Here is a 26,956-nt window from a genome sequence, read left to right as displayed (position 1 = left end):
GATGGTGTCGCGCGCGGAACGCTCGGCTTTCGGCGATTGGTGGTGGACGGTCGACCGCTTGCTCATCGCAGGCCTCGCCGTCCTCATGCTGTCGGGCCTCGTCTTTCTCATGGCAGGCGGCCCGCCCGTCGCGGAGCGCCTCGGCCTCTCCACGTTTCACTTCGTGAACCGGCAGGTGTTCTTCCTGGTGCCTGCCTTGTGCATCATGATCCCGGTCTCGTTCCTGTCGCTTCGCCATATCCGGCGGCTGGCGCTGCTGGTTTACGGCCTCGGCATGGCGCTGATCCTCCTGGCCTTCCAGTACGGCCCCGAGATCAAGGGCGCGCACCGCTGGATCGTGATCGGGCCGCTCGGCATTCAGCCGTCGGAGTTCGTCAAGCCCGCCTTCGTGGTGCTCTCGGCCTGGGCCTTCTCCGAAGGCGCAAGGCGCAAGGACGTGCCGGGCACGCTTCTGGCGTTCCTGCTTCTGCCCGCCACTATCATCCCGCTTATCCTGCAGCCGGATTTCGGCCAGACCATGCTGGTCACCATCGTGTGGTGCGGCATCTTCTTCGTCGCGGGCCTGCACTGGTTCTGGGTCATGGGCCTTGGTGGCGCCGGGCTTCTGGGCATTGGCGCGGCCTATCAGTTCCTGCCGCACGTGCGCGCCCGCATCGAACGGTTCCTGGATAAGGATTCGGGCGACAGCTTCCAGGTGGACACCGCCATGGAAGCCTTCTCCCGCGGCGGCTGGCTCGGGCGCGGCCCGGGCGAGGGCACGGTCAAGCGCATCCTGCCCGATGCGCATACGGACTTCATCTTCGCCGTTACGGCGGAAGAGTTCGGTATCGTGGTGTGCATCCTTCTCCTCATGATCTTCGCGTTCATCGTCGTGCGCGGCCTGACGCTTGCCCGCCGCAACGAGGATACGTTCTGCCGTCTGGCCGCCACCGGCCTCATCTTCATGTTCGGCCTGCAGGCCTGCATCAACATGATGGTGAACGTGCACCTCATGCCCGCCAAGGGCATGACGCTGCCGTTCATCTCCTATGGCGGCTCCTCTCTGTTGTCTCTGGCGCTCGGCATGGGCTTCCTCATCGCGCTCACGCGGCGTCGCCCGCGCGCGGAGATGATGGACAACTTCAATCAAGATTGGCCGCGCGGATGACCGCTCCTCTCATCCTCCTGACCGCCGGCGGAACCGGCGGTCATCTGTTTCCGGCCGAAGCTCTCGCGAATGCCCTGAAAGCCTCAGGTCTTCGGGTGGCGCTCGCCACCGACAAGCGCGCCAACGCCTTTGCGGGCTCATTCCCGGCGGACGAGATCGTCGAGGTTCCCTCCGCCACGCCCTCCGGCCGCTCCATCCCGCAGATGGCAAAGGCCGCGCTGATGCTGGGGCAGGGGACCCTGAGGGCCGCTTCCGTCATCCGCCGCCTGAAGCCCGGCGTTGTGGTCGGCTTCGGTGGCTATCCGACCGTGCCGCCGGTGATCGCCGCCTCGCTCCTCAAGGTGCCGACGGTGATCCACGAGGCGAACGGCGTGATGGGGCGCGCGAACCGCCTGCTCGCCCGCCGCGCTACCGTGATCGCCACGGGATTTGCCGGCATCAAGGGCATCCCGGCGAACATCCCGGGCAAGGTCGTCCACACGGGCAACCCGATCCGGCCAGCGGTGCTAGAGGCCGCCAAGCAGCCCTATGCCACCCTCGAGCCCGCCGGAAAGCTGCGTCTCCTCGTGGTCGGCGGCAGCCAGGGCGCGCGAGTCATGAGCGACGTGGTGCCGCCTGCCATCGAGCTCCTGCCGCCGGAGTTGCGCTCACGCATCGTCGTCACCCAGCAGGCCCGCGGCGAGGATCTGGAGCGCGTGCGCGACCATTACGGGCGCCTGGGCGTGGAATTCGAGGCCGAGCCCTTCTTCAAGGACCTGCCGCAGCGGCTGGCCCAGGCCCATCTGGTGGTCTCCCGATCCGGCGCCTCGACCGTGGCGGAACTCGCCGTGATCGGCCGTCCGTCGATTCTCGTGCCCCTGCCGGGTGCGCTCGATCAGGACCAGGCCGCCAACGCCAAAACCCTTGGAGATCTTGGCGCGGCCATCGTCTGCCCGCAATCCGATTTCACTCCTGAGCGCCTTGCAGGCGAGATTCGTTCATTTTTTCAAGAGCCTGACCGCTTGACCCAGGCCGCCGCCGCTGCACATAGCGCCAGCATCACGGATGCGGCGGAGCGCCTGGCGCAAGCCGTTCTTCCTTTAATCCCTTTGAGCAATAACGGAAAAAACCCATGAAACTGCCGCCGAAGCTTGGTCCCATTCACTTCATCGGCATCGGCGGCATCGGCATGTCGGGCATCGCCGAGGTCATGCACAATCTGGGCTATACGGTGCAGGGCTCGGATGCCTCCGACAACTACAACGTGAGGCGCTTGGCCGATAAGGGCATCAAGACCTTTATCGGACACAAGGCCGAGAACGTGGAAAATGCCGAGATCGTGGTGGTCTCCACCGCGATCAAGCGCGACAACCCGGAGCTGATCGTCGCCCGCGAGAAGCGCCTGCCGGTGGTGCGCCGTGCCGAGATGCTGGCGGAGCTCATGCGCTTCAAGTCCTGCGTCGCGGTGGCCGGCACCCACGGCAAGACCACCACGACCTCGCTCGTCGCCACGCTGCTGGACGCGGGCGGGCTCGATCCCACGGTCATCAACGGCGGCATCATCAACGCCTACGGCACCAACGCCCGCATGGGCGACGGCCAGTGGATGGTGGTGGAGGCGGACGAATCCGACGGCACCTTCCTGAAGCTCCCGGCGGACGTGGCCATCGTCACCAACATCGACGCCGAGCATCTCGATCACTTCGGCACCTACGACGCGATCAAGGACGCCTTCCATTCCTTCATCAACTCGATCCCGTTCTACGGCTTCGCGGTGATGTGCATCGACCATCCGACCGTGCAGGACCTCGTGGGCCGCATCGAGGATCGTCGCATCATCACCTACGGCGAGAACCCGCAGGCCGACGTGCGCATCATGGATGTCGATCCGCGCGGCGGGCAAACCAGGTTCCGGGTGATGATCCGCGACCGCCGCCCCGGCTTCCGCCTCGAGCTCGAAGACCTCGTGCTGCCGATGCCCGGCGCGCACAACGCCCTCAACGCCACGGCCGCCATCGCGGTCGCCCACGAACTCGGCGTGTCGCCGGACGCGATCCGCAAGGCGCTCGGCGGATTCGGCGGCGTGAAGCGCCGCTTCACCCGCACGGGAGACTGGAACGGCGTCACCGTGTTCGACGATTACGGCCACCATCCCATCGAGATCGCGGCGGTGCTGAAAGCAGCCCGCGCCTCCACGGACGGCCAGGTCATCGCCGTGGTGCAGCCGCACCGCTACTCGCGGCTGTCGTCCCTGTTCGACCAGTTCTGCACATGCTTCAACGATGCGGATGCGGTCATCGTCGCGCCGGTCTATGCGGCGGGCGAGCAGCCGATCCAGGGGGCCGACCGCGACGGTCTGGTGTCCGGCCTCAAGGCGCGCGGCCACCGCAACGTGATGGCGCTCGAACGCTCCGAGGATCTCGCGAGCCTCGTCAAGGGCGTCGCGAGGCCGGGCGACTACGTGATCTGCCTCGGCGCCGGCAACATCACCCAGTGGGCCTATGCCCTGCCGAGCGAGCTCGAAGCGCTGGGCGAGAAGGCGGCCTGATGTTTGCCGATGTCACCCCCAGCCTGAAAGCGGGCATGCCCGAACTGCGGGGCAAGCTGGAGGCGAACGCGCCGACGGCGCCCCTGTCCTGGTTTCGCACGGGCGGCCCGGCGCAGGTGCTGTTCACGCCGGCCGACGTGGATGATCTGGCCTACTTCCTGCAGCATCTCGACCGGCAGGTGCCGGTTCTGGTGGTCGGACTCGGGTCCAACCTGCTCATCCGCGACGGGGGGCTGGAAGGCGTCGTGATCCGGCTGGGCAAAGGCTTCGCCGACGTGTCGGTCGAGCCCGGCCTGCGCGTTCGCGCCGGCGCCGGCGCCCCCGACGTGAAAGTGGCGCGAGCGGCGGCGGAGGCCGGCATTGCGGGCCTCTCCTTCCTGCGCGGCATTCCCGGCGCCATCGGCGGCGCGCTTCGCATGAACGGCGGCGCCTACGGGGGCGAGACCAAGGACGTGCTGGTCGAGGCCAAGGGCGTCACCCGCACCGGCGAGGCCGTCGCCTTCACCAATGCCCAGATGGGCTTCACCTATCGCCATGCGAGCGTGCCGGAGGACGTGATCTTCACGGAGGCCCTGTTCGAGGGGCGGCCGGGTGATTCGGCCGAGATCCTGGCGGAGATGAACGCCATCACGGAGGCGCGCTCCTCGACCCAGCCGGTGAACACCCGCACGGGCGGCTCCACCTTCAAGAACCCGCCGGGCCGGAAGGCGTGGGAGTTGGTCGATGCGGCCGGGTGCCGGGGCCTGCGCGTGGGCGACGCCCAGGTGTCCGAGATGCACTGCAACTTCCTGATCAACCATGGCTCGGCCTCTGCGGCCGACATCGAGGGCCTCGGCGAGGAGGTCCGCCGCCGGGTCCGGGAGACCTCGGGCGTGGAGCTCGAATGGGAAATCAAGCGGGTCGGGCTGCCCAAGGCCTGATTCGAATCACTTTTGACCCGGTTTCGCCGGGGCGCATGACGGGAGAGACCCATGGCGAAGCACGTTGCCATCCTTTACGGCGGCTGGTCGGCGGAGCGCGAGGTGAGCCTGGCTTCGGGGCGGGCCTGCTGCAAGGCCCTGGAGGGCCAGAGCTACAAGGTCACTCCCATCGACGTGCAGGCCGACATCGCCACCGTTCTCCAGGCGGTTGCGCCGGACGTGGTGTTCAACGCTCTCCACGGGCCTGTGGGAGAGGACGGGACGATCCAGGGCCTGCTCGAGGTGTTAAGAATTCCCTACACCCATTCGGGCGTTCTCGCCTCGGCGGTCGCCATGCAGAAGGACAAGGCGAAAGTGTTAATGGCGGCGGCCGGGGTGCCGGTGCCCAAGGGCATGGTCGTTAACCGTCTGGAGGCGGCGAAAAGTCACGTTCTGCCCGTGCCCTACGTGCTCAAGCCGATCAGCGAAGGCTCCTCCCACGGGGTCATCATCGTCCGCGAGGACCGTTCCCATCCGCCGCAGGAACTGCTGCGGGAGGACTGGCCCTACGGCGAGGAAATCCTTGCAGAATCATATGTTGCGGGACGCGAGCTCACCTGCGCGGTCATGGGCGACAGGGCCCTTGGGGTCATCGACATCCAGCCCGCCACCGGGGTCTTCTACGACTACGATGCAAAATATGTGAAGGGAGGCTCCATTCACGTCCTCCCGGCAGAAATTAAACCGAATATTTACCAAAAGGTCCAAGAGTTGTCGTTAACGGCGCATCAAGCGCTCGGCTGTCGGGGAATCAGCCGTGCCGACTTGCGGTACGACGACACTCCTGGGGGAACCGGGGAACTCGTTGTTCTCGAGGTCAACACGCAACCCGGCATGACCGAGACGAGCTTGGTGCCAGAATTGGCAGCCCATGCGGGCTATACGTTTGGCGAGCTTGTGCAATGGATGGTGGAGGACGCTACCTGCAACCGATGACGGCCTACCCGGCCGGCGCCACGGTTGCGCGCGCTGCCTCCGGAGGCCGGAGGCCAGCGTCGTCTCGAATCAGCAAGATTTTCGGCTCCTCAGGCAGCGTTCGCCGACGCTCCTCCGCCGTTGCGATCGAGCAGCGCCTTCCGCGCTTCCTCGGATCCGGCCTGACCCTCGCGTTCTTCTCGGCCGTGGTGGGCTACGGTCTCTGGCAGGGCGGCCACATCGACGGGTTCATCCGCGCCCATGGCGAGCCGCATCATGCCCTGGCCCGCGCCGTGGGCCTGGGCCTCGATCAGGTGACGATCTCCGGCATCTCGCAGATCGGCGAGAACGAAGTTCTGGCCGCCGCCGGCCTCGACGTGAAGGTCTCCCTGGCCTTCCTCGACGTGAACGATCTGCGCGAGCGCCTGGAGCGCGTGCCGATGATCAAGTCGGCAACCGTGCGCAAGCTCTATCCCAATGAACTCGTGATCACGCTCACCGAGCGCGAGGCGCACGCCATCTGGCAGAACAACGGCGAACTCTTCGTCATCGCCTCGGACGGCACGGTGATCGACCTGATGCAGGACGAGCGCTACCTCGATTTGCCCTTCGTGGTGGGCGAGGGCGCCAATGCCCGCAGCAAGGATTATCTCGCGCTGATCGAGGCCGCAGGCCCGCTCAAACAGCGCATCCGCGCCGGCACCCTCGTGGCCGGCCGGCGCTGGACGCTCAAGATGGACAACGGCATGGACGTGCGCCTGCCGGAGACCGGGGCCGCCGATGCGCTGGCCCGTCTGGTGAAGCTCGAGCACGAACAAAAGATTCTGGAAAAGGACGTTCTGGCGATCGATCTGCGCATGGCCGATCGGGTCGTCGTTCGTCTGACGGAAGAAGCAGCCTTGGCCCGCGCCGAGGCGCTCAAAAAGAAACCAATGCGCGGCAAGGGGGTCGATACGTGAGTCTCTCGGGTCATGGTCTAACACCGCGCTTGAAGCCGCTGTCAGCGCGCAAGAGCGCCATTCTCTCGGTTCTCGATGTGGGAACGAGCAAGGTGGTCTGCGTCGTGGCGGAGCTGAAGCCGGCCGACGAAATCGAGTCGCTGCGCAGCCGCACCCATGTGGCGCGCATCCTCGGCATCGGCCACCAGCGCTCCGTCGGCCTGAAGGGCGGCGTCGTCGTCGATCTGGAAGCGGCGGAGAGCGCGATCCGGCAGGCCGTTCATGCGGCCGAGCGGATGGCGAAGGTCGAGATCCAGTCCGTGATCGTGAACCTCACGGGCGGCCGCCTCGCCTCCGAGCATTTCGAGGCGCATGTGCCCGTGCGCGGCGCCGTCAGCTCCGGCGACGTCCACCGGGTGCTCGACGCCGCATCCAACTACGACCTGCGCCGGGGCAGGGCGGTTCTTCACGCTCTGCCGACGGGCTTCTCCCTCGACCAGCAGAATCACATCGTCGAGCCTGCCGGCATGATCGGCGAGCGCCTCGGTGCCGACCTTCATGTGGTGACGTCGGAAGCCGCGGCCGCCCGCAACCTGATGCTCGCCGTCGAGCGCTGCCATCTCGGGGTCGAGGCCGTGATCGCGACGCCTTACGCGGCCGGCCTGTCCGTTCTCGTGGACGACGAGGCCGACATGGGCTGCGCGGTCGTGGACATGGGCGGCGGCACCACGAGCGTCGGCATCTTCTCCAACGGGCATCTGGTGCACAGCGACGCCATCGCGGTCGGCGGCCATCACGTGACCATGGACATCGCGCGCGGTCTCACGACCCGCGTGTCCGCCGCCGAGCGGCTCAAGACCTTCTACGGATCCGCCATCTCATCGAGCGCGGATGACCGGGACATGATCGCGGTGCCCCAGGTGGACGAGGACGAACGCGACGTTCCGAATCATCTGCCGAAGTCGCACCTCGTTCGCATCATCAAGCCGCGGGTTGAGGAAGTTCTCGAACTCGTGCGCGACCGGCTCAAAGGCGCGGGCTTTGCGGCCCAGGCCGGACGGCGGGTCGTGCTGACGGGCGGCGCAAGCCAGCTCGTCGGGCTGCCGGAAACGGCGCGCCGCATCTTGCAGGGCCAGGTTCGTGTCGGGCGTCCGCTCGGCATCAAGGGTCTGCCGGAGGCGGCGAAGGGCCCTGCCTTTTCGGCGGTGGTCGGCCTCCTGGTTTATCCCCAGGTGGCGCATATCGAGTATTTCGAGCCGCGCTCCAGCGGCTTGTTCCAGAGTACGGGAACCGACGGCTACTTCTCGCGGGTGGGCCGGTGGATTCGCGATAGTTTTTAAACCGAGTAACGCGTTGGCGCGGCGGGCCATCGTGAAGAGTTCAAAACAAGGGTCAGCGTCGGCCAAACGCTCATCGGTACAGGCCAGAAGAGGCACAGGTCATGGCTATCAATCTGCAATCTCCGGACATCCGGGAACTCAAGCCGCACATCACGGTTTTCGGCGTCGGCGGCGCCGGCGGCAATGCCGTGAACAACATGATTGAATCCGGTCTGGAGGGCGTCGAGTTCGTGGTGTCGAACACCGACGCGCAGGCGCTGGCCTCCTCCAAGGCCCAGCGGGTGATCCAGATGGGCATCCAGGTCACGGAAGGCCTGGGCGCCGGATCGCAGCCGGAAGTCGGCCGCGCGGCCGCCGAGGAGGTCATGGACGAAATCCGCGATCAGCTCGCCGGCTCCCACATGGTGTTCATCACCGCCGGCATGGGCGGCGGCACCGGCACGGGCGCTGCCCCGGTCGTGGCCCGCGCGGCCCGCGAGCTCGGTATACTGACGGTTGGCGTCGTCACGAAGCCGTTCCAGTTCGAAGGCGTGCGCCGCATGCGTCTGGCGGAGGCCGGCATCACCGAGCTCCAGCAGGCCGTCGACACGCTCATCGTCATCCCGAACCAGAACCTGTTCCGGGTCGCCACCGAGAAGACGACCTTCGCGGACGCCTTCGCCATGGCCGACCAGGTGCTCTACTCGGGCGTCGCCTGCATCACCGACCTGATGGTGAAGGAAGGCCTCATCAACCTCGACTTCGCCGACGTGCGCTCCGTCATGCGCGGCATGGGCAAGGCCATGATGGGCACGGGCGAAGCCTCCGGCGAGAAGCGCGCCATGCGGGCGGCCGAAGCCGCCATCGCGAACCCGCTCCTCGACGACGTGTCGATGAAGGGCGCGCGCGGCCTGCTCATCTCCATCACGGGCGGCAACGACCTCACCCTCTACGAACTCGACGAGGCGGCCACCCGCATCCGCGAGGAAGTGGATCAGGATGCCAACATCATCCTGGGCGCCACCTTCGACGAGAGCCTGGAAGGCATCATCCGCGTCTCCGTCGTGGCCACCGGCATCGACCATGCCCTGCTGGAGAACGGCGTCGACCTCACCGCCACCGAGCAGCGCATCTCGGAAGTGGCCGAGCGCCTGCGCGCCGAGGCCCGGGCCCGCGCCACGCACACCCAGGCCGTGCCGACCTTTCGCAACGCCGCCCAAGCCGAACCGGTGAAGGCGGCTCAGATCCTGACCGAAGGAACCCCGGTTCTGGCTCCGGCCCCCATGGCCGCCGCTCAGGCGGTCGAGGCCGCTCCCCAGCCGGTGATCCGCGACGACGTGGTGCTGACGCCCGCTCAACCCCGCCAAGCCGTGGCCTACGAGGCGCCGGCTGCCCAGCAGGCCGTCTATGACGAGCCGGTCGAGCAGGGCTCGTTCATCCCGCCGCAGGCGGAGCGGGCCATGCGCCCGGCCCGGATGCCGCGAATCGACGAGCTGCCGATGCCGGCCCAGAACCAGATCCGCGCCAGCCGCGGCGAGGAGCAGGCCCAGGAACACCGGCCGTCCCTGATCCAGCGTCTGGCGACGATCGGCTTCGGCCGCCGGGACGAGGCTCAGCACGCGCCCGCCGAGCCGCGCCAGGAAGCGCCGCGCCAGCCCATGTCCTCGGTGCATGCCGAGTACGCCAGGCGGCCGGCCGCGGCCCCTCAGGCCCAGCGTCCGCCGCAGGGCCAGATGGCTCCGGCTCCCCGGGTTGCATCGGAAGACGATCAGCTGGAGATTCCCGCCTTCCTGCGCCGCCAGGCCAACTGATCGAACCCTGACGCTCCTGTCACGGTTGTTACAAAGGGCTCCCAGCCGCGTGCCGGCTGGGAGCCCGTTTCGTTAAAAATCCATTAAGGTCAAGGGGTTGCAGGTTATCCAGGCTGTAACACACGGTAAGAAAGCGTGATTTGGCCTAGCCTGACAGGGGGACTATGGTGCCCCCAAGTCAAAAGGGGCACCGCTTAAAAGAAGCCTTCGGCAGGAAGCATAACGCAGCCAATGCGAATTCCGCCGGCAAACGGGCTCTAGAGGCGACAAGGGTAGTTGAGGTCCAGAGATAATGAAGCAAAGCCAGCAAACCACGCTTCGCGCCGCCGTTACTCTCGTTGGGACCGGAGTTCATTCCGGGGATGAAGTGAAGATGATTCTTCATCCGGCTGAAGTGAACCATGGCGTTGCTTTTCTTCGCACGGGCCTTCCGGGCGGCCTGGACCGCCTGATCGACGCCCGCCACCTGGCCGTGACCGCCACCGAGCTCTGCACCGTGATCGGTGACCGGGACACGGGCGCGGTGGCCACCATCGAACACCTCATGGCGGCCCTGTCCGGCCTCGGCATCGACAACGTGCTCGTCGAGGTCGACGGGCCGGAAGTTCCGATTCTCGACGGCAGCTCGGCTCTCTTCATCGACGCCATCGACCAGGTCGGCATCACCGTCCAGGGCGCCAGCCGCCGCTACCTGAAGGTTCTCAAGCCCGTCCGCGTCACGCAGGGCAGGTCCTTCGCCGAGCTTCTCCCCAACGACCGCGCCTTCCGCCTGGACGTGGAGATCGACTTCCCCACCCCGGTGATCGGCCGGCAGCGCAAGGCCATCGACCTGTCTCCGTCCGTGTTCCGCCGCGAGATCTCCCGCGCCCGCACCTTCGGCTTCATGCGCGACGTGGAGAAGCTGTGGAGCGCCGGCTTCGCCCTGGGCGCGTCCCTCGAGAACACCGTTGCCATCGGCGATGACGGGATCATGAACCCCGAGGGCTTGCGCTACGCCGACGAGTTCGTGCGCCACAAGCTGCTCGACGCGGTCGGCGACCTGTCGCTCGCCGGCCTGCCGCTGCTCGGCACCTACCGCTCCTATTGCGGCGGTCACCGGATGAACTTCTCGGTGCTGGAAGCCCTGTTCGCGAGCCGCTCCAACTACGCCATCGTCGACGCGGTTCCCCGCCGCGAGACAGGTTATGCCGAGATCAGCAGCGCGGGCGCGCCGGTTTATGCTTCCGAAGTGCATTAAGGCCGCTCCGGCGGCTTTTCCTGCTGCCAAAAGCACCGAGCGCCCATTGGCCGCATGATTTCGTGCAGGCTTTCTTAATTCCTGTTGGGTAAACACTCACGTGTGGGCTTGGCTCTACCCATATGCTCGGGCAAGCGCATCGTGCGGAAAAGTGGTTCCGGTTTTCGCTGACGCGGACCTCCGGTTCCGCGCCCTACGATGCGCCAGCCATAATCTGGAGCATCGGATGGAGCCCAAAAGTGCCTTCCACTTTTGGGTCCGATGCTCTAAAGAACCCCTGGTGCATCGTTAAAACGTCGGGCACGGTTTTTGGAGGACCGCGAAGCATGTCTTTCGCGAAGGCTTATTCGGGAATGAAAGGTGCGGCCGGCCGCGCCCTGATCCTTGGCGTCTGCGGCTTGGGGCTCGCCGGTTGCGATACCCTCTCGTCGATGAACCCGTTCAACAAGAACGACACGTACAAGCCGGAGATCGTGGCCAATGCTCCCGCCGAGGAGATCTACAACGATGGTCTCGGCCGGGTCCAGAAGGGCGACTTCGAAGGCGCCGCCAAGAAGTTCAGCAGCCTCGACAAGCAGTACCCCTATTCCGAGTGGGCGCGCAAAGGGCTGATCATGGAGGCCTACGCCACCTATGAGGGCGGCCTCTACGAGGAGTCCATCACGGCCTCCAGGCGCTATCTCCAGAGCTACCCCAACACGTCCGATGCGGCCTATGCCCAGTATCTGATGGCCTCGTCCTATTACGACCAGATCCCGGACATCACCCGCGACCAGGAAAAGTCCGAGCGCGCCATCCTGGCGCTGCAGGAGCTGATCCAGCGCTATCCGAACTCGGAATACGTGGCGGACGCCAAGAAGAAGATCCAGGTTGCCAGCGACCAGCTCGCCGGCAAGGAGCTGGAGGTCGGCCGCTTCTATCTGCAGAAGCGCAACTATGCGGGCGCCATCAACCGCTTCCGCACCGTGGTCGCGCGCTATCAGACGACCCGCCATGTGGAAGAGGCCCTCGAGCGCCTCACCGAAGCCTACATGGCCATGGGCATCGTCAGCGAGGCGCAGACCGCCGCCGCCGTTCTCGGCCACAACTTCCCTGACAGTCCTTGGTACAAGGACGCCTATGCCCTGCTGACCAAGGGCGGCGTGGAGCCGCGCGAGGATTCCCAGTCCTGGATCAGCAAGGCGTTCCGCGGCGTTCCCCAGGTCGGTCAGAAGACGGGTTAAACCTCACCTTCCATGCTGATCCAGCTGGCGATTCGCGATATCGTCCTCATCGACAGGCTTGAGCTTCACTTCCACGAGGGGCTGAGTGTCCTCACGGGTGAGACGGGTGCTGGCAAATCCATCCTGCTCGACGCCTTCGCCCTGGCCCTCGGCGGGCGGGGCGACGGAAGCCTCGTGCGCCATGGCGAGAACCAGGGCCAGGTCACGGCCGTCTTCGATTGCCCCATCGACCATCCGGCCCGCCGCATCGCCACGGATGCCGACATCGACATCGACGGCGACCTGATCCTGCGCCGCGTGCAGGTGGCCGACGGGCGCACCCGCGCCTTCGTGAACGATCAGCCCGTCAGCGTTCAGGTTCTCAAGGCCATCGGCGCGACCCTGGTCGAGATCCATGGCCAGCACGACGACCGTGCCCTCGTCGATCCCGTCACGCACCGGGCGATCCTCGACGCCTTCGGAGGCCTTAACGCCGAGGCCCAGGCGGTGGCGGACGCCGCGCGCCGGGTGCGCGAGGCGAGGGGGGCGCTGCAGGATCACCGCAAGCGCATCGACAAGGCCCGCAAGGAGGCCGACTTCCTGCGCCATGCGGTCGAGGAGCTGACCACCCTCAACCCGCAGGCCGGGGAGGAGCAAACCCTCGCCGAGCGCCGGATCGTCATGATGCAGTCCGAGAAGGTGGCCCAGGACCTGAACGAGGCCTATGAGGCCGTGGCCGGCAACGCGTCCCCGGTGCCGGAGCTGTCGGCCGCCGTGCGCAAGCTGGAGCGCCGGAGCGCGCAGGCGCCGGCCCTCGTGGAGCCGAGCGTGCGGGCGCTGGATGCGGCTCTCGTCGCCATCGACGAGGCGCGCGCGGCCCTGGATGAAGCGATCCGCGCCACGGAATACGATCCGCGCGAGCTGGAGCAGACCGAGGAGCGCCTCTTTGCCCTGCGCGCTGCCGCCCGCAAATACGACGTTCCCGCCGACGAGCTCGCCGGCTTGAGGCAGCGCTTCGAGGAGGACGTGGCGGCCATCGACGCCGGCGAGGAGAGGCTCATCGGCCTGGAGGCCACCCTGAAGGAGGCCGACAAGGCTTATGTGGCGGCCGCCAGGACTCTGTCCGCCGGCCGCAAGAAGGCCGCCAAGGCTCTCGACGCCGCGGTCCAGGCCGAGCTGCCGCCCCTCAAGCTGGAGCGGGCGCGCTTCATCACCGAAATCACCGCCGACGAGGAGAGCCGCGACCCGAGCGGCTTCGAGCGCGTCGAGTTCTGGGCCCAGACCAACCCCGGCACCCGGGGCGGCCCGCTCATGAAGGTGGCGTCCGGCGGCGAGCTCTCCCGCTTCATGCTGGCCCTCAAGGTGGTGCTCGCCGACAAGGGCTCGGCGCCGACCCTCGTGTTCGACGAAATCGACACCGGCGTGGGCGGCGCGGTGGCGGACGCCATCGGCCAGCGCCTCGCGCGCCTGGCCCGGCGGGTTCAGGTGATGGCCGTCACCCACGCGCCGCAGGTGGCCGCCAGGGCCGAGAGCCACTTCCTCATCGCCAAGGAGGGCGTGCGCGGCGCCGAGGACCGGGTTGCGACCCGGGTCATCCCCCTCGACGAGGCGCCCCGGCGCGAGGAGATCGCCCGCATGCTGGCCGGCGCCACCATCACCGAAGAGGCGCGCGCCGCCGCCAAGCGCCTGCTGGAAGCGGCGGCGCATTAGGATCGCCGCCGTCTGGCCTGCTGCTCATTCAAGCGGACGGGCTCGGGACATCATGTCTCGCAGCCGACTTCGCATGCCAGCTTGTGCTCCGTCGTTCCGGCCTGGGGTACCACAAGGGGCTTTGCCGGGAGCGCCGCGAGGTCCCGGGGCGGATTGGCGGAATCGCCGCTTATCTCAAGTCCCGCGGGGGCCGACGAGGCCGAACAGGGCGCCTTGCGGATCGCCGGCGACGACGATGTGGACGCCGCCGGGCACCTCGGCCGGGCCGAAATGGATTGCGCCGCCGTTGCCGGTGACAACTTGCGCGGCATGGTCGATGTCCGCGACGCCGAAATAGAAGGTCCATGCGGCCGGCGGCCCGTCGGGCATCCGGTTCATCACCGCGCCGAGCATTCCGCCGTGGTGGTTGATGAACCGGTAGTCGCCCATCTCGCCCATCGGCATGGCGTCGCCCTGCTCCCAGCCGAACAGGCCGGTGTAGAAGACCAGGGCCGCCGCTTGGTCGCTGGTGGCAAGCTCGTTCCAGTGGCAGTGGCCGGTTTGCGCGGGCGAGAAGGAGGTGCTCGCCCCATCCATCGCGCCGCGCATCACGTAGAACGGCACCCCTTGCGGATCCGTGACCATGGCAAGACGGCCGACCCCGGGAATGTCCGTGGGCGGCATGTGTTGCGCGCCGCCCGCCCGGACGATCCTGGCCACGGCCGCATCCACATCGCGCACGCCGATATAGCCCAGCCAGCGCGGACGCATCCCTGCGCGCTCGGCATCCGGCGGGATCCGCATGAAGCCGGCAATGTCCGTGCCGCCGGTTCCGAAGAGCCCATAGCCCGGAACCGACCCTTCGGCGTCACGGGCCCGCCAGCCGACGACTGCGCCGTAGAAACGGGCGGCCGCGTCGGTGTCGGCGGTCATAAGCTCATACCAGATGAAATCGCCATGCTGGTTGGCCATGCGGCACCTCCTTGCGCGTTGCGCAGAACAGTGAACCCGGATGTCCGGGGCCGACGATGCACCGGAGCTGGTCCCACTTGCGCGAAATCAGCTCTCCTTGCTTTGCCGAAAGATGATCTAGACGTCGAGGATGGGCGCGAAGCCGCCGAAGATCATGCGCTTGCCGTCGAAGGGCATCTGCTCGCCCATGGCCTGCATGCGCGGATCGGCCATGATCTTCTGGTTGGCAGCGTCGCGCACCTCCTTGGATGGATACTCGATCCAGCTGAACACCACGACTTCACCGTCCTGCGCCTTCACGGCGCCCCTGAAGTCCGTGAGCTTGCCGTCCGGAACATCGTCGCCCCAGCACTCCACCATGCGGATCGCCCCGAACTCCATGAACAGGGGAGCGGCCTCGGCGGCATGCATGCGATAGACTTCCTTCTTGTCGGCCGGCACAGCCAGCACGAAACCGTCCACATAGGTCATCGAGCATCTCCCCTGGCCGGCCCGGAGGGCCCTGCCGTGTTCGTCTTGACAATTATGTTGATATCAACGTAAATGGGCCATGTCAATCGCCCGGAACGTTCCCTTCGAGACAACCCTTCAGGTGCGGGATACCTGCCTGTGCCTGCATACCCAGCGCGCCGCACGGGCGCTCGCGCGGCGCTTCGACGAGGCGCTGCGGCCCGTTGGGCTGACCTCCGGGCAGTTCTCGCTGCTGAACGCCCTCAACCGGCCCGAGCCGCCGTCGATCGGGGCGGTGGCGCAACTGCTCGCCATGGACCGGACGACGCTTACCGCAGCCTTGAAGCCCCTCGAGCGGGAGGGGCTCGTGGCCGTAGCGGCCGATCCCGGCGATCGGCGCAGCCGTCTTCTTCGCCTGACCGGCAGGGGCCAGGAGGTGCTGGCCTCCGCCGTGCCGATCTGGCGCGATCTTCATGCGGCCATCGAGGCCGGGCTGCCGGCGTCCGGGCCTGACAATCTGCGTGGCGCGCTGGCGGCTCTGTCGCAGCCTGCGCTTCGATAAGGCCCACCAGAGGACCGCCGCTGGGGCATCCCGGAACGGCCGGTGCCTCCGCCATTGCAGCCGCCGCTACAGGCAGGAATGACAGGGCTGCCGTCCTGCGGTGATCCATAAGCTTGGCAGGGGCGCCTTAGCACCGTGGCGGCTCCTTGAGGCGTGAATGGCCGCATAGGGTCCGGCTATGACGGGGCGGGTGTCATCCCCGGCGAGCGCAGCGAGGGAAGGGGATCCACTCCACGCTTGACGCTGATAGATTCCCTTCCCCTCCGCTTCGCTGCGGCCGGGAATGACACCGAGGGGAGCACCACAAGGCCAGCGCCACGCTGTCATCCCCGGCGAGCCGCAGGCGATGGAAGGGGATCCAGAACCGCTGACGCTGCAGAACAGGCACCTCCAATGGCGCCGGGTGGCTCCTGCCGCAAACGTTGGGGCGTCTCCCCGCCTGCACGGGATCGCCTGCGGTCGCGTTCTGCTTTTGTTCTTGACTTTATGCCTAACCTTGGCTATGGGTATGCGGGTCCGGTCTCACGAGGGACGCGCCCGAGGCGTCAGTTGTGGGGGCGGGATGCGGTTCTGGCCGCTGTGGGACAAGACGCTGGTTCCGCATGCCAGGGCTCTGAGTGGAGGCACGAGACGGCAGGCCTGTTCGGGCAGGCTGGCGTCGTCGATCTCCCAAGCCTCGCCGGCACCGGCGCACCCGGGGCTGCGCGACATGACGCGCCGCAAAGCTCTCTGAGGGTTTGTCCCTGATGGGCTGAAGCGCGAGGCTCAGGGTCGAAAAGCCGTGCGCGGGAGGCAGGGTGCTTCCCGTCCGGGCGGAACTCCCGTCCCGACCCGATCTTCGCCCGCTCCACCGGAGTGAAGCGAAGCAGCCTTGCCTCCCGCGCTTCCCTCGCCCCACGAGACAAGCCAGGACCAAGCCGAAAGCCCTTCGCGCCAAAAGCGCGAAGCTGCCGGAGCATGGCCGAGGAGCCCATAATACGGAATCCGGCGAGGCATCCGTAACTCTTCCCTGGAGACTCCCGACCGGAGCACTATGGTTCAAGCACCTCACACGCGATTCGATCATGCCCCCACACAGCACGTCCTCCCAGAAGCCCGTCGACCACCTGACGCCCGATGAGGCGCGTGCCGAGCACGATGCCCTCGGGGTCGAGATCGCGGAGCACGACAGGCGCTATTACGAAGAGGATGCGCCCACCGTCTCGGACGCGGAATACGACGCCCTGCGCAAGCGCTACGAGGCGCTGGAGGAGCAGTATCCCGCGTTGAAGACGCCCGAGAGCCTCACCCAGAAGGTGGGCTCCAAGGTGTCGGAAAGGTTCGGCAAGATCCGGCACCGGGCGCCGATGCTGTCGCTGGCCAACGGCTTTGCGGACGAGGAGGTGGAGGAGTTCGTCGAGCGCATTCGCCGCTTCCTCAACTGGGCCGCCGATGCGCCGCTCGCCTTTACGGCCGAGCCCAAGATCGACGGCCTGTCCTTGAGCCTGCGCTACGAGAACGGCAGGCTCGCTAACGCCGCCACACGCGGGGACGGCGCGGTCGGCGAGGACGTGACCAACAACGCCCGCACGGTTGGTGACATCCCCCATGCCCTGAAGGGCTCGGGCATTCCCGATGTGCTGGAGGTGCGCGGCGAGGTTTATCTCTCGCACGAGGATTTTGCCGCCATCAACGAGCGCCAGGCGGCGGCGGGCAAGCCGCTTTTCGCCAACCCGCGCAACGCGGCGGCCGGCAGCCTGCGCCAGCTCGATGCGGGCATCACCGCATCGCGGCCCCTTCGCTTCTTCGCCTATGCCTGGGGCGAGGTGAGCGCCATGCCGGCTGCGACGCAGCACGGCATGATGGATTGCTTCAGGAGCTTCGGCTTCACGGTCAATCCGCTCACCCGTCTGTGCACGAGCATCGCCGAGATGCTGGAGCATTACCACGCCATCGAGGCCGACCGGGCCAATCTCGGCTACGACATCGACGGGGTCGTCTACAAGGTCGATTCCTTGAGCCTGCAGCAGCGCCTCGGCTTCGTCTCGCGCTCGCCGCGCTGGGCGCTGGCGCACAAGTTCCCGGCGCAGCAGGCGATGACCGTGCTGGAGGACATCGAGATCAATGTGGGCCGCACGGGTTCGCTCAATCCGATCGCCCGCCTGAAGCCCGTCACCGTGGGCGGCGTCGTCGTATCCAACGCGACCCTGCACAACGAGGACTACATCAAGGGCATCGGCGGCAACGGCGAGAAGATCCGGGGCGGCGTCGATGTGCGCATCGGCGACACGGTGATCATCAACCGCGCCGGCGACGTGATCCCGAAGGTGCTCGACGTGGTGCTGGAGAAGCGCCCGGCCGAGGCAAAGCCTTACGCGTTTCCCACCGTATGCCCGGCCTGCGGCAGCCATGCGGTGCGCGAGGTCAATCCGCGCACCGGCAAGGAGGATGCGGTGCGCCGCTGCACCGGCGGCCTCATCTGCCCGGCGCAGGCCCGCGAGCGCCTGAAGCATTTCGTGTCGCGCAACGCCTTCGACATCGAGGGCATGGGCGAGCAGCGCATCGACGAGTTCTATGCCGAAGGCTTGGTTCAGCGTCCGCAAGACATCTTCACGCTCGAGGCGCGCAACGCGCGCAGCCTCAAGCGGCTCGAGAATCGGGAAGGGTGGGGCGAGACGAGCACCAAGAACCTGTTCGCCGCAATCCAGGCGCGCCGCTCCATCTCGCTGAACCGCTTCATCTTCGCCCTCGGCATCCCGCATATCGGCGAAACCTCCGCGCGGCTGCTGGCGCGCCACTTCGGCACCTTCGAGCACCTGCGGGAGACCGCCAAGGCCGCGGCCGATCCGGCATCGGAAGCCCATGCGGAGCTCACCGCCATCGGTGGCATCGGGCCCGTGGTGGCCGAGGCCGTGGTCGAGTTCTTCAAGGAGGGCCACAACGAAGAGATGCTCGATGCGCTCCTCGCCCAGGTGTCCATCGAGCCCATGGAGATGCCGGCTGCCGCGAGTTCCCCCGTCGCGGGCAAGACCGTGGTGTTCACCGGCTCCCTCGAGCAGATGACCCGGGAAGAGGCCAAAGCCATGGCCGAGCGGCTCGGCGCCAAGGTGGCGGGCTCCGTCTCAAAGAAGACGGACATCGTGGTGGCCGGCCCCGGCGCGGGCTCCAAACTCGCCAAGGCAGCCGAACTCGGGCTCCAGGTGATGGACGAGGACGGGTGGTTCGCCCTTGTCGGGCGGGGGTGAGACTCCTGTCCAAGACTTGGCAGGCGCGATATGGCATGGTGCGCCCATGACGGTGATCACCCCTGAGGTCTCGCTCGATCCTGCCCAGGTTGGAGCGGGCGACGTGACGCATTTCTGGCGGGTGCCGCGCTATCGCGGCCTCGACTGCCTGCGCGCGACCTTCCGCCGTCACGCCTATGCCCGCCACAGCCACGACACCTATGCCATCGCGGCGGTGCTGGCGGGCTGCGAGACGTTCTTCCACCGGGGCGAGCAGCATTATGTGCCGGCAGGCTGCGTGGCCGTCGTCTGCCCCGACGAGATCCACGACGGCGAGCCCTATGGCGGCGGATTCGAGTATCGCACCTTCTATCCGTCGTCCGAGCTGATGCAGGAGATTGCCGGGGATGTGGCCGGAAGGCCATTGTCCCGTCCGCCCTGGTTCCGGCATTCCGTCATCCGCGATCCCGAGCTTTTTCAGGCTCAGGTCAGGCTCCATGCCTGTCTCTGCCAGGAGGACAGCTTGGCCTCCGAGATGGAGCAGGACACCCGGCTCATCGACTTCCTGAGCCGTCTGATCGCCCGCTGGGCCGATCTCGATGCCCTGCCAAGTGTCCGCTACGGATCGAGGAGCATCCTGCAGGTGCGTGATTATCTCGACGCGCATATCGGCGAGGAGGCGGACCTCGCGGGCCTCGCCAGCCTGGCGGGCCTGTCGCGCAGCCATTTCATCCGCGCCTTTGCCAAGGAGACCGGGCTGACGCCTCATGCCTACCTTCTCGATCGCCGCTTCCGCGCCGCCACACGACTCCTGGGCCAGGGCGAGGCGCCGGGGGACGTGGCGGCGGCTTGCGGGTTCTTCGATCAAAGCCACCTCAACCGGGTGTTCAAGGCCCGCATGGGCGTGACGCCGGGCGCCTACCGCACGGCGTGAAACAGCACTTTCATCCAAGACCAAGGGCTGCTCCTGGTCCATAAGGCTGCGAAACGAGCACCGCCATGGATCAAGCAAACCCACTTCCCACCTATCGCCGCGAGATGCGCGCCGGCCTGCGCGACATCGCGCCCATCGTAGTCGCTGCCATTCCCATCGGCCTTCTCTTCGGTGCGGTCGCAGCCGCGAAGGGCATGTCCACGCTCGAAGTCATGCTGATGTCGGCTCTGGTCTTCGCCGGCGGAGCGCAGTTCGCAGCCATCGAGACGTGGATCCATCCCGCGCCCATCGCGACGCTGGCTTTTGCAACCTTGCTGATCAATGCGCGCCACGTGCTGATGGGAGCATCGCTCACGCCCAAGATCCGGATGTCGCGGGTCCAGACCTTCCTCGGCTTCTTCTTTCTGACCGACGAGGCCTGGGCCCTGTCGGAGCGCCGGGCCATGGAGCGGCCCGTCACGGGAGCTTATTGGTTCGTCATGGCCGTGGTGCTGTGGGCGAACTGGACCCTGTCCTCGACCTTGGGCGCCGTCCTCGGCTTATTCCTCGGTGACCCGGAGCGGATCGGTGCGGACTTTGCCTTCACGGCCCTGTTCATCGGCCTCGTGGCGGGCTTCGGCCGCAGCCGGGTGACGCTGGTGACGGTGGCCGTGAGCGCGGGGGTCGCGGCCCTCGTGCATCTCTTCATCGGGGCCCCCTGGCACGTGGCCTCGGGCGCGCTCGCCGGCATCGCCGCTGCCTATCTTGCCGCTCCCAAGGAGGCGCGCTCATGAGCCTCGACACCACAACCCTGCTCGCCATCCTGGCCATGGCCGTGGTGACCTACATCACGCGCATCGCGGGTCTCTTCGTGGCGGACCGGCTGGTGCTCACGGGCCGCGCGAAAGCCGCCTTCGATGCGATCCCGCCGGCGGTGCTCGTTTCCGTGATCGCCCCGACGGCTCTGACCACCGGATGGCCGGAGGCCATCGCGGCGGCCATCACGGCGGTTGCGGCGTTCAGGCTGCCGCTGCTCGGCACGGTCGCGGTTGGTGTGGCCTGCGTGGTGGTGCTGCGCAACCTGATCTGATCAGGCTTCTCCCTGCCGCTCCGGGCTGGGCTCCTGCGGGCCGCCCGGAACGACAGTGCGGGGCTAACCGATCATCCGCGTTGCTGCCTCGAGCCAGGCACGCGTTTCCGCATCCAGGCTCGGGCCGATCTTTTCGCGCACGGCCGCATGATACGCATTGAGCCATGCGATCTCGTCCGCAGTCATGATCGCAGGTTCCACCAGGCGCAGGTCGATGGGCGTGAAGGTGAGCGTCTCGAAGCCCAGCATCTCGCGGTCGCCGCCGGGAATCGTGCGGGGCTCCACGAGGATGAGGTTCTCGATGCGGATGCCGTAGGCGCCGGGCTTGTAGAAGCCGGGCTCGTTGGACAGCATCATGCCCGCCTCCAGCGGGGTGTGACCCGTCTTGGCGATGCGCTGCGGGCCTTCGTGCACGGACAGATAGCTGCCGATGCCATGGCCGGTGCCATGGTCGAAATCGAGCCCCGCCTCCCAGAGCGGCTTTCGGGCAAAGGCGTCGATCTGCGCACCTGTCGTGCCTTTCGGGAAGACGGCCTGGGCAATGGCGATATGGCCCTTCAGCACCCGGGTGAAGCGGTCCTTCATCTCCGCCGTCGGCTCTCCCACGATGACCGTGCGTGTGATGTCCGTGGTGCCGTCCTCGTACTGCGCCCCGGAATCGATCAGGAAGATCTGGTTGGGCTCAAGGGTGCGGTTGCTCGAACTCGTGACGCGGTAGTGAGGCAGGGCGGCATTCGGGCCTGCGCCCGAGATGCTGGGGAAGGAGATGTTCCTGAGCGCGCCCGTCTCGACCCGGAAGGCCTCCAGCGCCTCGACCACGTCGATCTCCGTCAGCTTGCCCGACGGAGCCTCGCGGTCGAGCCACGCCAGGAACCGGGCAACCGCCACGCCGTCGCGCAGGTGGGCGGCATGGGAGCCTGCAATCTCCGCCGGATTCTTCACGGCCTTCATCAGGGCGATCGGGTCGGCGCCCACATCCACCGTTGCGCCCGCGGCTTCGAGGCGACGGATCAGGGCAACGGCGCCGGTCGCGGCGTCGATGCGGATCTTGCCGCCAGCGCGCCCCAGGCTGTCGAGGGCACTCTGGAAGGTACCGATCGGAACGAAATCGGCGAGATCCCCAACGGCGTGTCCGGCCTCGTTCGTGACCTTCACAGGGTCGAAGAACAGGCTCGCGCGGCCCTCCCTCGGCAGAACCGCATAGCCGAGCGGCAGGGGTGTATGTCCCACGTCGCCGCCCCTCAGGTTGAACGCCCAGGCAAGATTATGCGGGTCCGAGATGACAAGAGCATCGATCTTGGCGTCCGCCATTCTCTTGCGGATGCGCTCCAGCTTGGCTGGCGCCGCCTCGCCGGCGTACTCGGACGGATGCGGCCGCACGGGGGCTTGCGGCGGGGCGGGGCGGTCGATCCAGATGACGTCGACGAGGTTGATGTCGACAGGGCAAAGTTTCCCGCCCGCCCGGCCCACGGCCTGCTCCAGGCGCTTCAAGCCGTCGCTCGTGAGGAGCCAAGGGTCGTAGGCGAGCGTGCCCCCCGCCGGGAGGTGTTCGGCAATCCACTCCTCGGGCGTGAAGTCGGCGAGCTGAACCGGGGTGATGACGGAGGTGTCCACCTGCTCGGCAGCCTGGACTGTGTAGCGTCCATCGACCACGAGAGCGGCCTCGTTGCGCAGAATGACCGCGGTGCCGGCCGAGCCCGTGAAGCCGGTGAGCCAAGCCAGGCGCTCGGCGCTCCTCGGCACATACTCTCCCTGGTGCTCGTCCGCTCGGGGCACAATGAAGCCGTCGAAGCCGCGGCGAGCCATCTCGGCGCGCAGCTTGGCGATATGGGCGGGACCTTGGGCGGGGGATGTCGTGTCGTCGAAGAATTGGAACTGAGCCATGCGAAGCAGCACCGGGATCGGGAATGGAGAGGGCGACACGCTAGGCCGGAGCGGCAGCGGCTGCAACCGTCGTGCTTTCAGGGGATGCGCTTACCTCTGGAGCACAATGCCCGGCAGCATGCACTCAATGCCTAAAGGTTAATCTTTGCTGATTGTGAATTGCAACGATCGCATGGCTCGCATGTGATCCTATGACTACTACTAAAGTCGGGAGGACCTTATATTCCTGACAGCAAGAACAGAGGAACGCTGAAGGGTCTCAGCGCCGATCTGTTGGAGATGAGATCATGACCACAGCCGTTTTTTCCTCCGCCTTCACCCGTGACGTTCAAGCACCGTCGCGGTTCTCCGTGATCGCCGTGCGTGTCATCAATGCTCTCATCGAGAGCCGCACCAAAACGGCTGAGCGGGAATTGCGCCGTCACGAAGCTCTTATGGCGGACCTCGGCCGCAGGCAGGATCATTCAGGCCTGTTTCACGAGCAGTCCAGCCTTCTGCCTTTTAAGATCTAACCATTCCATTCATAAGCGAGACATCACCATGATTATCATTGCCGCCATGAAGGCCGTTCGCGAGATCTGGGCCAATACCCTCAAGCTTCGCCGCGAGCTTGCCAAGCGCTACCCGGGCATCCTGGCCGAGTAACCTTGCAGACTGCGGGGCTGCGGACGAGCGCTGCCCCGCTTCAACACCAGCGCGGCCCAACCCTCCAGGTCGTAGCGGCGCTGGAGGTGCCAGCCCTGATACGCGTAAGCGGAGAGAACGCCCGGCACGTCGCGGTAGAGAAGCCCGGACAGAATGATCGTTCCATCGCTGCTTGCCACCCGCGCCAGGGCCGGGGACAGCATCCGCAGGGGCTTTGCCAGGATGTTGGCAAAGACCAGATCGAAGTGCCCAGGGCGGTTCGCATCCGCGTGGCGGATCCCTGGACCTACATAGAGCTTCATCCAAGCCCCGATCCCGTTGAGCCGGGCATTCTCCCGTGCCACGCGCACCGCTTCCGGATCGATATCGCCTGCAACAACGGGCCGCTTCAGGATCTTCGCCGCCGCAAAGGCCAGGATGCCCGTGCCGGTGCCCACATCGAGCACGTGGCGTGGCGTGCGCATCTTCAGTTCATCCACGAAAGCGAGCAGGCAGCCCTTGGTGGTGCCGTGATGGCCTGTGCCGAAGGCGAGGCCGGCCTCGATCTCGATCGGGAGATCGCTCGGCCGCCGCTGCTCACGGTCGTGGGAACCGTGAACGAAGATGCGCCCCGCCCGAACGGGCTTTAAGCCCTCCAGCGAAGCCTTCACCCAGTCCTTCTGCTCGATGGGGAGGAAAACGCCTTTATCCGCCTCCGCACCGACGAAGGGGCGCAGCAGGCTGCGGATCGCCGCCTCGTCCGGCGGATGCGCGAAATAGGCTTCCAGCATCCAGGGGCCGCCGTCCTCCGTCTCGAACGATGCGACCGCCGTCTCGGCGGGATCGAAGATCTCGCCGATCATGTCGGTCATGGCGCGCGCGGAGCGCTCGTCCGTGGTGATGCGGAACAGGTGAGTGGGGCGGTTGGGGTGCAGACCTTCAAGCATGCCGTCGCTTTAGAGCATCGGACCCGAAAGTGGAATGCACTTTTGAGAGCGTCCGGCCAAAGGCACGCTGCCGGCGCAGCACTCTCACGGTGGCTTGAAGCGCAAGGATGACGAAACGCGGGCTTGAGGGAAGCTTGGCGGGCAGGTGCGGTTTTATGGCAAAACCGTGGAACCTATGTGCCACCCTCCGGTTAAGGGCATGAAAATAGTCCGCCTCAGGGCTTGCTGCTCTTTGCCATGAAAGCCATAGGAGGGAACCATGGTAGACCATCCCGCGACGCCTCGAAATCTAGGCGATAAAGACGCGCCGCACATGTCTCCCGTCACTCCGGCCGAAGATGCGCGTACTATCATGCTGAACCGCATCTCCTGGGGCGCGGTGCTTGCCGGCGTGGTCACCGCTTTGGTGACCCAACTCATCCTCAACATGCTCGGCATCGGCATCGGCGTTGCAACGCTCGATCCGGCGACGGGAGACAACCCGCAGGCCTCGACCTTCTCCATTGCCGCAGGCATCTGGTGGACGCTCTCGGGCATTATCGCCTCCTTCGCAGGCGGCTATCTGGCCGGCCGGCTCTCGGGACGACCCAAGGAATCGACGGCGGGCTTCCACGGCCTGATCGCTTGGGCTGCAACGACCCTGGTCATCTTCTACCTGCTGACCTCGACGCTCGGGAGCCTCCTTGGCGGCGCCTACAACACGCTGTCCAGCGCCGTGGGCGGCCTTGGCCGCACGGCGGTGCAGACCGCAGCGCCCGCTCTGGCGCAAAACCCCGATCCGTTCTCGGCGATCGAGCAGCAGGTGCGCAGTGCAGCAGGCGGAACGGACCCCGCGCAACTGCGGGACACGGCCATCACGAGCCTGCGCGCCATGCTGACCGGCGACCAGGCGCAGGCCCAGCAGGCACGTGACCGCGCGACCGATGCTCTTGCCCGTGCACAGAACATCCCGCCGGAAGAAGCCCGCAACCGCATTACGCAGTACGAGCAGCAATATCGCCAGGCTGTGGATCAGGCGAAGCAGGCGGCCGACACTGCGGCCACGGGTGTCTCGACCGCTGCGCTTCTCGGCGCACTCGGTCTGATCCTCGGGGCGCTCGCCGGCTGGTTCGGCGGTCGCTCCGGTGCTGTCGATCCGACGATCACCTCGCGGCACCTCGCGGGCGAACGGCGCTGAACGACAACTGAAAAGAACCTGACGCCGGTCCTCAAGCCGGCGTCAGTTCCCTTGCGCCTTCTAGCACCTTGAGACGCTCTGCTTCCTTGAGCTTGTACTCGCGCTGCACATCCGTGATGTAGTCGCGCACGATGGGCGCGGCATCGCGCTTGCGCGCCAGCTGCATGTGGAACACAAGCTGGCTCCCGGTCGTGAACATGGTCTCCGCGCTGATCAGATAAAACTCGAACATCCTGCAGAAGCGCTCGTCGTACATGGCGGCGATCTTCTCGCGGTTTGCCTCGAAGCGCCGGTGCCAGTGATTGAGCGTCTTTGCATAGTGAAGGCGCAGGAACTCGAGATCCGTGACCCATAGCTGGTTCTGCTCGACCACCGGAAAAACCTCGGACAGGGCAGGGGAGTAGGCGCCGGGGAAGATGTATTTGCGCAGCCACGGGCTTGCGGTGCCGGGCGGGCTCATCTTGCCGATGGAGTGCAGCACCATGAGGCCGTCATCGTCGAGCAGTGCGTTGACCTTCGCAAAAAACTCGCCGTAATGATGCACGCCCACATGCTCGAACATGCCGACCGATACGATGCGGTCGAAGCGTTTCTCAACTTTGCGATAGTCGAGCAACTCGAAGCGTACGCGATGGGAGAGGCCCGCGCGCCGCGCCTTCTCGTTGGAGAGTTCGTGCTGCTCCTTGGAGAGCGTCACGCCCGTCACGTCCACCTCTTCCATTGCTGCGAGATAGAGTGCGAGATCGCCCCAGCCGCTGCCGATGTCGAGAACCTTCATGCCGGGCTTCAGCTGGAGCTTCGAGGCGATGAGACGAAGCTTGTTCTGCTGCGCCTCTTCCAGCGTGTCGTCATCGTCGGCGAAGTAGGCGCAGGAATACTGCATGCCCTTGTCGAGGAAGAGCTTGTAGAAGTCGTTTCCGAGATCGTAGTGGTGCGCCACGTTCTGCTGCGCCTTGCCGACAGGGTTCGCCTGCTGGAACCGCTTCACGCCGCGCGAGATGCGCTTCAACACGTTCTGCAGCGGGTAGTTGGCTAATGTCGAACGGTTCATCGAGAAGAGATTGAGGAAGTCCCGCAGGCCCGAACCGTCCTCGAAGCTCATGCGTCCGTCCATATAGGCTTCGCCTGCATGAAGCTCTGGATTGAGGAAGAGCTTGTGGTAGAGGGAACGGTCCGTAAGCCTCATGGTGACATTCGGCCCAGGCTTGTCCCCTCCGAACAGGTGCACGCCGCCCTCCGCATCGATCACCTTCAGGGTGCCGCTGCGCACGAATGACTTCAGCATGTGGGACAGAGGGAACATCAAAGCCTCGTCGAAGGATGTGGTTGCGGCGGATGGTTCCACAGTTGCAGGCAGGTGGCTAGAGGAAAAACCTGCAGATCAGAACTG

At 66.3% G+C, this 26,956-nt stretch carries 23 protein-coding genes; 18 read left to right on the top strand and 5 right to left on the bottom strand.

Annotated features, from left to right (window positions below; genetic code table 11):
* Position 1: 1 nt before the first annotated feature.
* The 11 genes from JKG68_RS04220 to recN all read left to right on the top strand — a co-directional run bounded on the left by JKG68_RS04220 (position 2) and on the right by recN (position 13,765).
* The gene (locus tag JKG68_RS04220; RefSeq protein WP_202056130.1) at positions 2-1,147 is read left to right on the top strand and encodes an FtsW/RodA/SpoVE family cell cycle protein; all 1,146 of its coding nucleotides are present in this window, start codon (positions 2-4) and stop codon (positions 1,145-1,147) included.
* The gene (gene murG, locus JKG68_RS04215; RefSeq protein ID WP_202056129.1) at positions 1,144-2,262 is read left to right on the top strand and encodes an undecaprenyldiphospho-muramoylpentapeptide beta-N-acetylglucosaminyltransferase; all 1,119 of its coding nucleotides are present in this window, start codon (positions 1,144-1,146) and stop codon (positions 2,260-2,262) included. The genes JKG68_RS04220 and murG overlap by 4 nt, the downstream gene beginning before the upstream one ends.
* Positions 2,259-3,674: a UDP-N-acetylmuramate--L-alanine ligase gene (gene murC, locus JKG68_RS04210; RefSeq protein WP_202056127.1), complete on the top strand. Its 1,416-nt coding sequence runs from the start codon at positions 2,259-2,261 to the stop codon at positions 3,672-3,674. Before murG ends, murC begins: the two co-directional genes overlap by 4 nt.
* Positions 3,674-4,594 (top strand): UDP-N-acetylmuramate dehydrogenase, encoded by a 921-nt coding sequence (murB, locus tag JKG68_RS04205; protein ID WP_376773109.1) that lies wholly within the window; start codon positions 3,674-3,676, stop codon positions 4,592-4,594. The genes murC and murB overlap by 1 nt, the downstream gene beginning before the upstream one ends.
* 51 nt (positions 4,595-4,645) lie before the next feature.
* Positions 4,646-5,569, top strand: a complete 924-nt coding sequence (locus JKG68_RS04200; RefSeq protein ID WP_202056124.1) for a D-alanine--D-alanine ligase — start codon at positions 4,646-4,648, stop codon at positions 5,567-5,569.
* Positions 5,536-6,507, top strand: coding sequence for a cell division protein FtsQ/DivIB (locus tag JKG68_RS04195; protein WP_202056123.1), 972 nt, complete (start codon positions 5,536-5,538; stop codon positions 6,505-6,507). The genes JKG68_RS04200 and JKG68_RS04195 overlap by 34 nt, the downstream gene beginning before the upstream one ends.
* Positions 6,504-7,826: a cell division protein FtsA gene (ftsA, locus tag JKG68_RS04190; RefSeq protein WP_202056115.1), complete on the top strand. Its 1,323-nt coding sequence runs from the start codon at positions 6,504-6,506 to the stop codon at positions 7,824-7,826. The genes JKG68_RS04195 and ftsA overlap by 4 nt, the downstream gene beginning before the upstream one ends.
* 101 nt (positions 7,827-7,927) lie before the next feature.
* Complete coding sequence (ftsZ, locus tag JKG68_RS04185; protein WP_202056113.1) at positions 7,928-9,616, top strand: cell division protein FtsZ; 1,689 nt, start codon at positions 7,928-7,930, stop codon at positions 9,614-9,616.
* Between the two features lie 292 nt (positions 9,617-9,908).
* Positions 9,909-10,853, top strand: coding sequence for a UDP-3-O-acyl-N-acetylglucosamine deacetylase (lpxC, locus tag JKG68_RS04180; RefSeq protein ID WP_202056111.1), 945 nt, complete (start codon positions 9,909-9,911; stop codon positions 10,851-10,853).
* A gap of 326 nt (positions 10,854-11,179) precedes the next feature.
* Positions 11,180-12,076, top strand: a complete 897-nt coding sequence (locus tag JKG68_RS04175) for an outer membrane protein assembly factor BamD (protein WP_376773108.1) — start codon at positions 11,180-11,182, stop codon at positions 12,074-12,076.
* Between the two features lie 12 nt (positions 12,077-12,088).
* Complete coding sequence (gene recN / locus JKG68_RS04170; RefSeq protein WP_202056109.1) at positions 12,089-13,765, top strand: DNA repair protein RecN; 1,677 nt, start codon at positions 12,089-12,091, stop codon at positions 13,763-13,765.
* A gap of 174 nt (positions 13,766-13,939) precedes the next feature.
* On the opposite strand, the gene JKG68_RS04165 is transcribed toward recN, so the two are convergent.
* Entirely contained in the window at positions 13,940-14,716 is a 777-nt protein-coding gene (locus JKG68_RS04165; protein WP_202056107.1) for a VOC family protein, read from the bottom strand.
* 117 nt (positions 14,717-14,833) lie between these two features.
* Positions 14,834-15,187: a DUF1428 domain-containing protein gene (locus tag JKG68_RS04160; protein ID WP_202056105.1), complete on the bottom strand. Its 354-nt coding sequence runs from the start codon at positions 15,185-15,187 to the stop codon at positions 14,834-14,836.
* A gap of 79 nt (positions 15,188-15,266) precedes the next feature.
* Here JKG68_RS04160 and JKG68_RS04155 point away from each other — a divergent pair, with 79 nt between their 5' ends.
* From JKG68_RS04155 to JKG68_RS04135, 5 genes are all read left to right on the top strand, one after another.
* Entirely contained in the window at positions 15,267-15,728 is a 462-nt protein-coding gene (locus JKG68_RS04155; RefSeq protein ID WP_202056099.1) for a MarR family winged helix-turn-helix transcriptional regulator, read from the top strand.
* A 1,064-nt stretch (positions 15,729-16,792) separates the two neighbouring features.
* A complete protein-coding gene (ligA, locus tag JKG68_RS04150; RefSeq protein WP_202056094.1) occupies positions 16,793-18,952 on the top strand; it encodes an NAD-dependent DNA ligase LigA in 2,160 nt (719 codons plus the stop codon).
* Between the two features lie 46 nt (positions 18,953-18,998).
* The gene (locus JKG68_RS04145) at positions 18,999-19,865 is read left to right on the top strand and encodes an AraC family transcriptional regulator (protein WP_202056093.1); all 867 of its coding nucleotides are present in this window, start codon (positions 18,999-19,001) and stop codon (positions 19,863-19,865) included.
* 65 nt (positions 19,866-19,930) lie between these two features.
* Positions 19,931-20,638: an AzlC family ABC transporter permease gene (locus tag JKG68_RS04140; protein ID WP_202056092.1), complete on the top strand. Its 708-nt coding sequence runs from the start codon at positions 19,931-19,933 to the stop codon at positions 20,636-20,638.
* Positions 20,635-20,934 carry a branched-chain amino acid transport AzlD family protein gene (locus JKG68_RS04135; protein ID WP_202056090.1) on the top strand — a complete coding sequence of 100 codons (300 nt, stop codon included), beginning with the start codon at positions 20,635-20,637 and terminating at the stop codon, positions 20,932-20,934. The genes JKG68_RS04140 and JKG68_RS04135 overlap by 4 nt, the downstream gene beginning before the upstream one ends.
* Positions 20,935-20,997: 63 nt before the next feature.
* Here JKG68_RS04135 and JKG68_RS04130 read toward each other — a convergent pair whose 3' ends face one another.
* Entirely contained in the window at positions 20,998-22,818 is a 1,821-nt protein-coding gene (locus JKG68_RS04130) for an aminopeptidase P family protein (RefSeq protein WP_202056088.1), read from the bottom strand.
* A 287-nt stretch (positions 22,819-23,105) separates the two neighbouring features.
* On the opposite strand from JKG68_RS04130, the gene JKG68_RS04125 reads away from it, so the two are divergent.
* Positions 23,106-23,330, top strand: coding sequence for a hypothetical protein (locus JKG68_RS04125; RefSeq protein WP_202056086.1), 225 nt, complete (start codon positions 23,106-23,108; stop codon positions 23,328-23,330).
* A gap of 108 nt (positions 23,331-23,438) precedes the next feature.
* On the opposite strand, the gene JKG68_RS04120 is transcribed toward JKG68_RS04125, so the two are convergent.
* Positions 23,439-24,389 carry a 50S ribosomal protein L11 methyltransferase gene (locus tag JKG68_RS04120; protein WP_202056084.1) on the bottom strand — a complete coding sequence of 317 codons (951 nt, stop codon included), beginning with the start codon at positions 24,387-24,389 and terminating at the stop codon, positions 23,439-23,441.
* A 259-nt stretch (positions 24,390-24,648) separates the two neighbouring features.
* On the opposite strand from JKG68_RS04120, the gene JKG68_RS04115 reads away from it, so the two are divergent.
* On the top strand, positions 24,649-25,566 hold the full coding sequence (locus JKG68_RS04115; protein ID WP_202056082.1) for a PhnA-like protein: 918 nt from the start codon (positions 24,649-24,651) through the stop codon (positions 25,564-25,566).
* A gap of 31 nt (positions 25,567-25,597) precedes the next feature.
* On the opposite strand, the gene JKG68_RS04110 is transcribed toward JKG68_RS04115, so the two are convergent.
* On the bottom strand, positions 25,598-26,869 hold the full coding sequence (locus JKG68_RS04110; protein ID WP_202056080.1) for an SAM-dependent methyltransferase: 1,272 nt from the start codon (positions 26,867-26,869) through the stop codon (positions 25,598-25,600).
* Between the last annotated feature and the right edge of the window lie 87 nt (positions 26,870-26,956).

The organism is Microvirga aerilata (assembly GCF_016743775.1).
In the GTDB taxonomy this organism is placed as follows: Bacteria; Pseudomonadota; Alphaproteobacteria; order Rhizobiales; family Beijerinckiaceae; genus Microvirga; species Microvirga aerilata.
Note: the sequence above shows the minus strand (reverse complement) of the source record. Positions and strands in the feature narration are given on the sequence as shown.

Excerpts from the sequence above, each read along its gene's own strand:
- JKG68_RS04220 (WP_202056130.1), top strand. The coding sequence starts at position 2 with ATGGTGTCGCGCGCGGAACGCTCGGCTTTCGGCGATTGGTGGTGGACG.
- murG (WP_202056129.1), top strand. The coding sequence starts at position 1,144 with ATGACCGCTCCTCTCATCCTCCTGACCGCCGGCGGAACCGGCGGTCAT.
- murC (WP_202056127.1), top strand. The coding sequence starts at position 2,259 with ATGAAACTGCCGCCGAAGCTTGGTCCCATTCACTTCATCGGCATCGGC.
- murB (WP_376773109.1), top strand. The coding sequence starts at position 3,674 with ATGTTTGCCGATGTCACCCCCAGCCTGAAAGCGGGCATGCCCGAACTG.
- JKG68_RS04200 (WP_202056124.1), top strand. The coding sequence starts at position 4,646 with ATGGCGAAGCACGTTGCCATCCTTTACGGCGGCTGGTCGGCGGAGCGC.
- JKG68_RS04195 (WP_202056123.1), top strand. The coding sequence starts at position 5,536 with ATGGATGGTGGAGGACGCTACCTGCAACCGATGACGGCCTACCCGGCC.
- ftsZ (WP_202056113.1), top strand. The coding sequence starts at position 7,928 with ATGGCTATCAATCTGCAATCTCCGGACATCCGGGAACTCAAGCCGCAC.
- lpxC (WP_202056111.1), top strand. The coding sequence starts at position 9,909 with ATGAAGCAAAGCCAGCAAACCACGCTTCGCGCCGCCGTTACTCTCGTT.
- JKG68_RS04175 (WP_376773108.1), top strand. The coding sequence starts at position 11,180 with ATGTCTTTCGCGAAGGCTTATTCGGGAATGAAAGGTGCGGCCGGCCGC.
- recN (WP_202056109.1), top strand. The coding sequence starts at position 12,089 with ATGCTGATCCAGCTGGCGATTCGCGATATCGTCCTCATCGACAGGCTT.
- JKG68_RS04165 (WP_202056107.1), bottom strand. The coding sequence starts at position 14,716 with ATGGCCAACCAGCATGGCGATTTCATCTGGTATGAGCTTATGACCGCC.
- JKG68_RS04160 (WP_202056105.1), bottom strand. The coding sequence starts at position 15,187 with ATGACCTATGTGGACGGTTTCGTGCTGGCTGTGCCGGCCGACAAGAAG.
- JKG68_RS04155 (WP_202056099.1), top strand. The coding sequence starts at position 15,267 with ATGTCAATCGCCCGGAACGTTCCCTTCGAGACAACCCTTCAGGTGCGG.
- ligA (WP_202056094.1), top strand. The coding sequence starts at position 16,793 with ATGCCCCCACACAGCACGTCCTCCCAGAAGCCCGTCGACCACCTGACG.
- JKG68_RS04145 (WP_202056093.1), top strand. The coding sequence starts at position 18,999 with ATGACGGTGATCACCCCTGAGGTCTCGCTCGATCCTGCCCAGGTTGGA.
- JKG68_RS04140 (WP_202056092.1), top strand. The coding sequence starts at position 19,931 with ATGGATCAAGCAAACCCACTTCCCACCTATCGCCGCGAGATGCGCGCC.
- JKG68_RS04135 (WP_202056090.1), top strand. The coding sequence starts at position 20,635 with ATGAGCCTCGACACCACAACCCTGCTCGCCATCCTGGCCATGGCCGTG.
- JKG68_RS04130 (WP_202056088.1), bottom strand. The coding sequence starts at position 22,818 with ATGGCTCAGTTCCAATTCTTCGACGACACGACATCCCCCGCCCAAGGT.
- JKG68_RS04125 (WP_202056086.1), top strand. The coding sequence starts at position 23,106 with ATGACCACAGCCGTTTTTTCCTCCGCCTTCACCCGTGACGTTCAAGCA.
- JKG68_RS04120 (WP_202056084.1), bottom strand. The coding sequence starts at position 24,389 with ATGCTTGAAGGTCTGCACCCCAACCGCCCCACTCACCTGTTCCGCATC.
- JKG68_RS04115 (WP_202056082.1), top strand. The coding sequence starts at position 24,649 with ATGGTAGACCATCCCGCGACGCCTCGAAATCTAGGCGATAAAGACGCG.
- JKG68_RS04110 (WP_202056080.1), bottom strand. The coding sequence starts at position 26,869 with ATGTTCCCTCTGTCCCACATGCTGAAGTCATTCGTGCGCAGCGGCACC.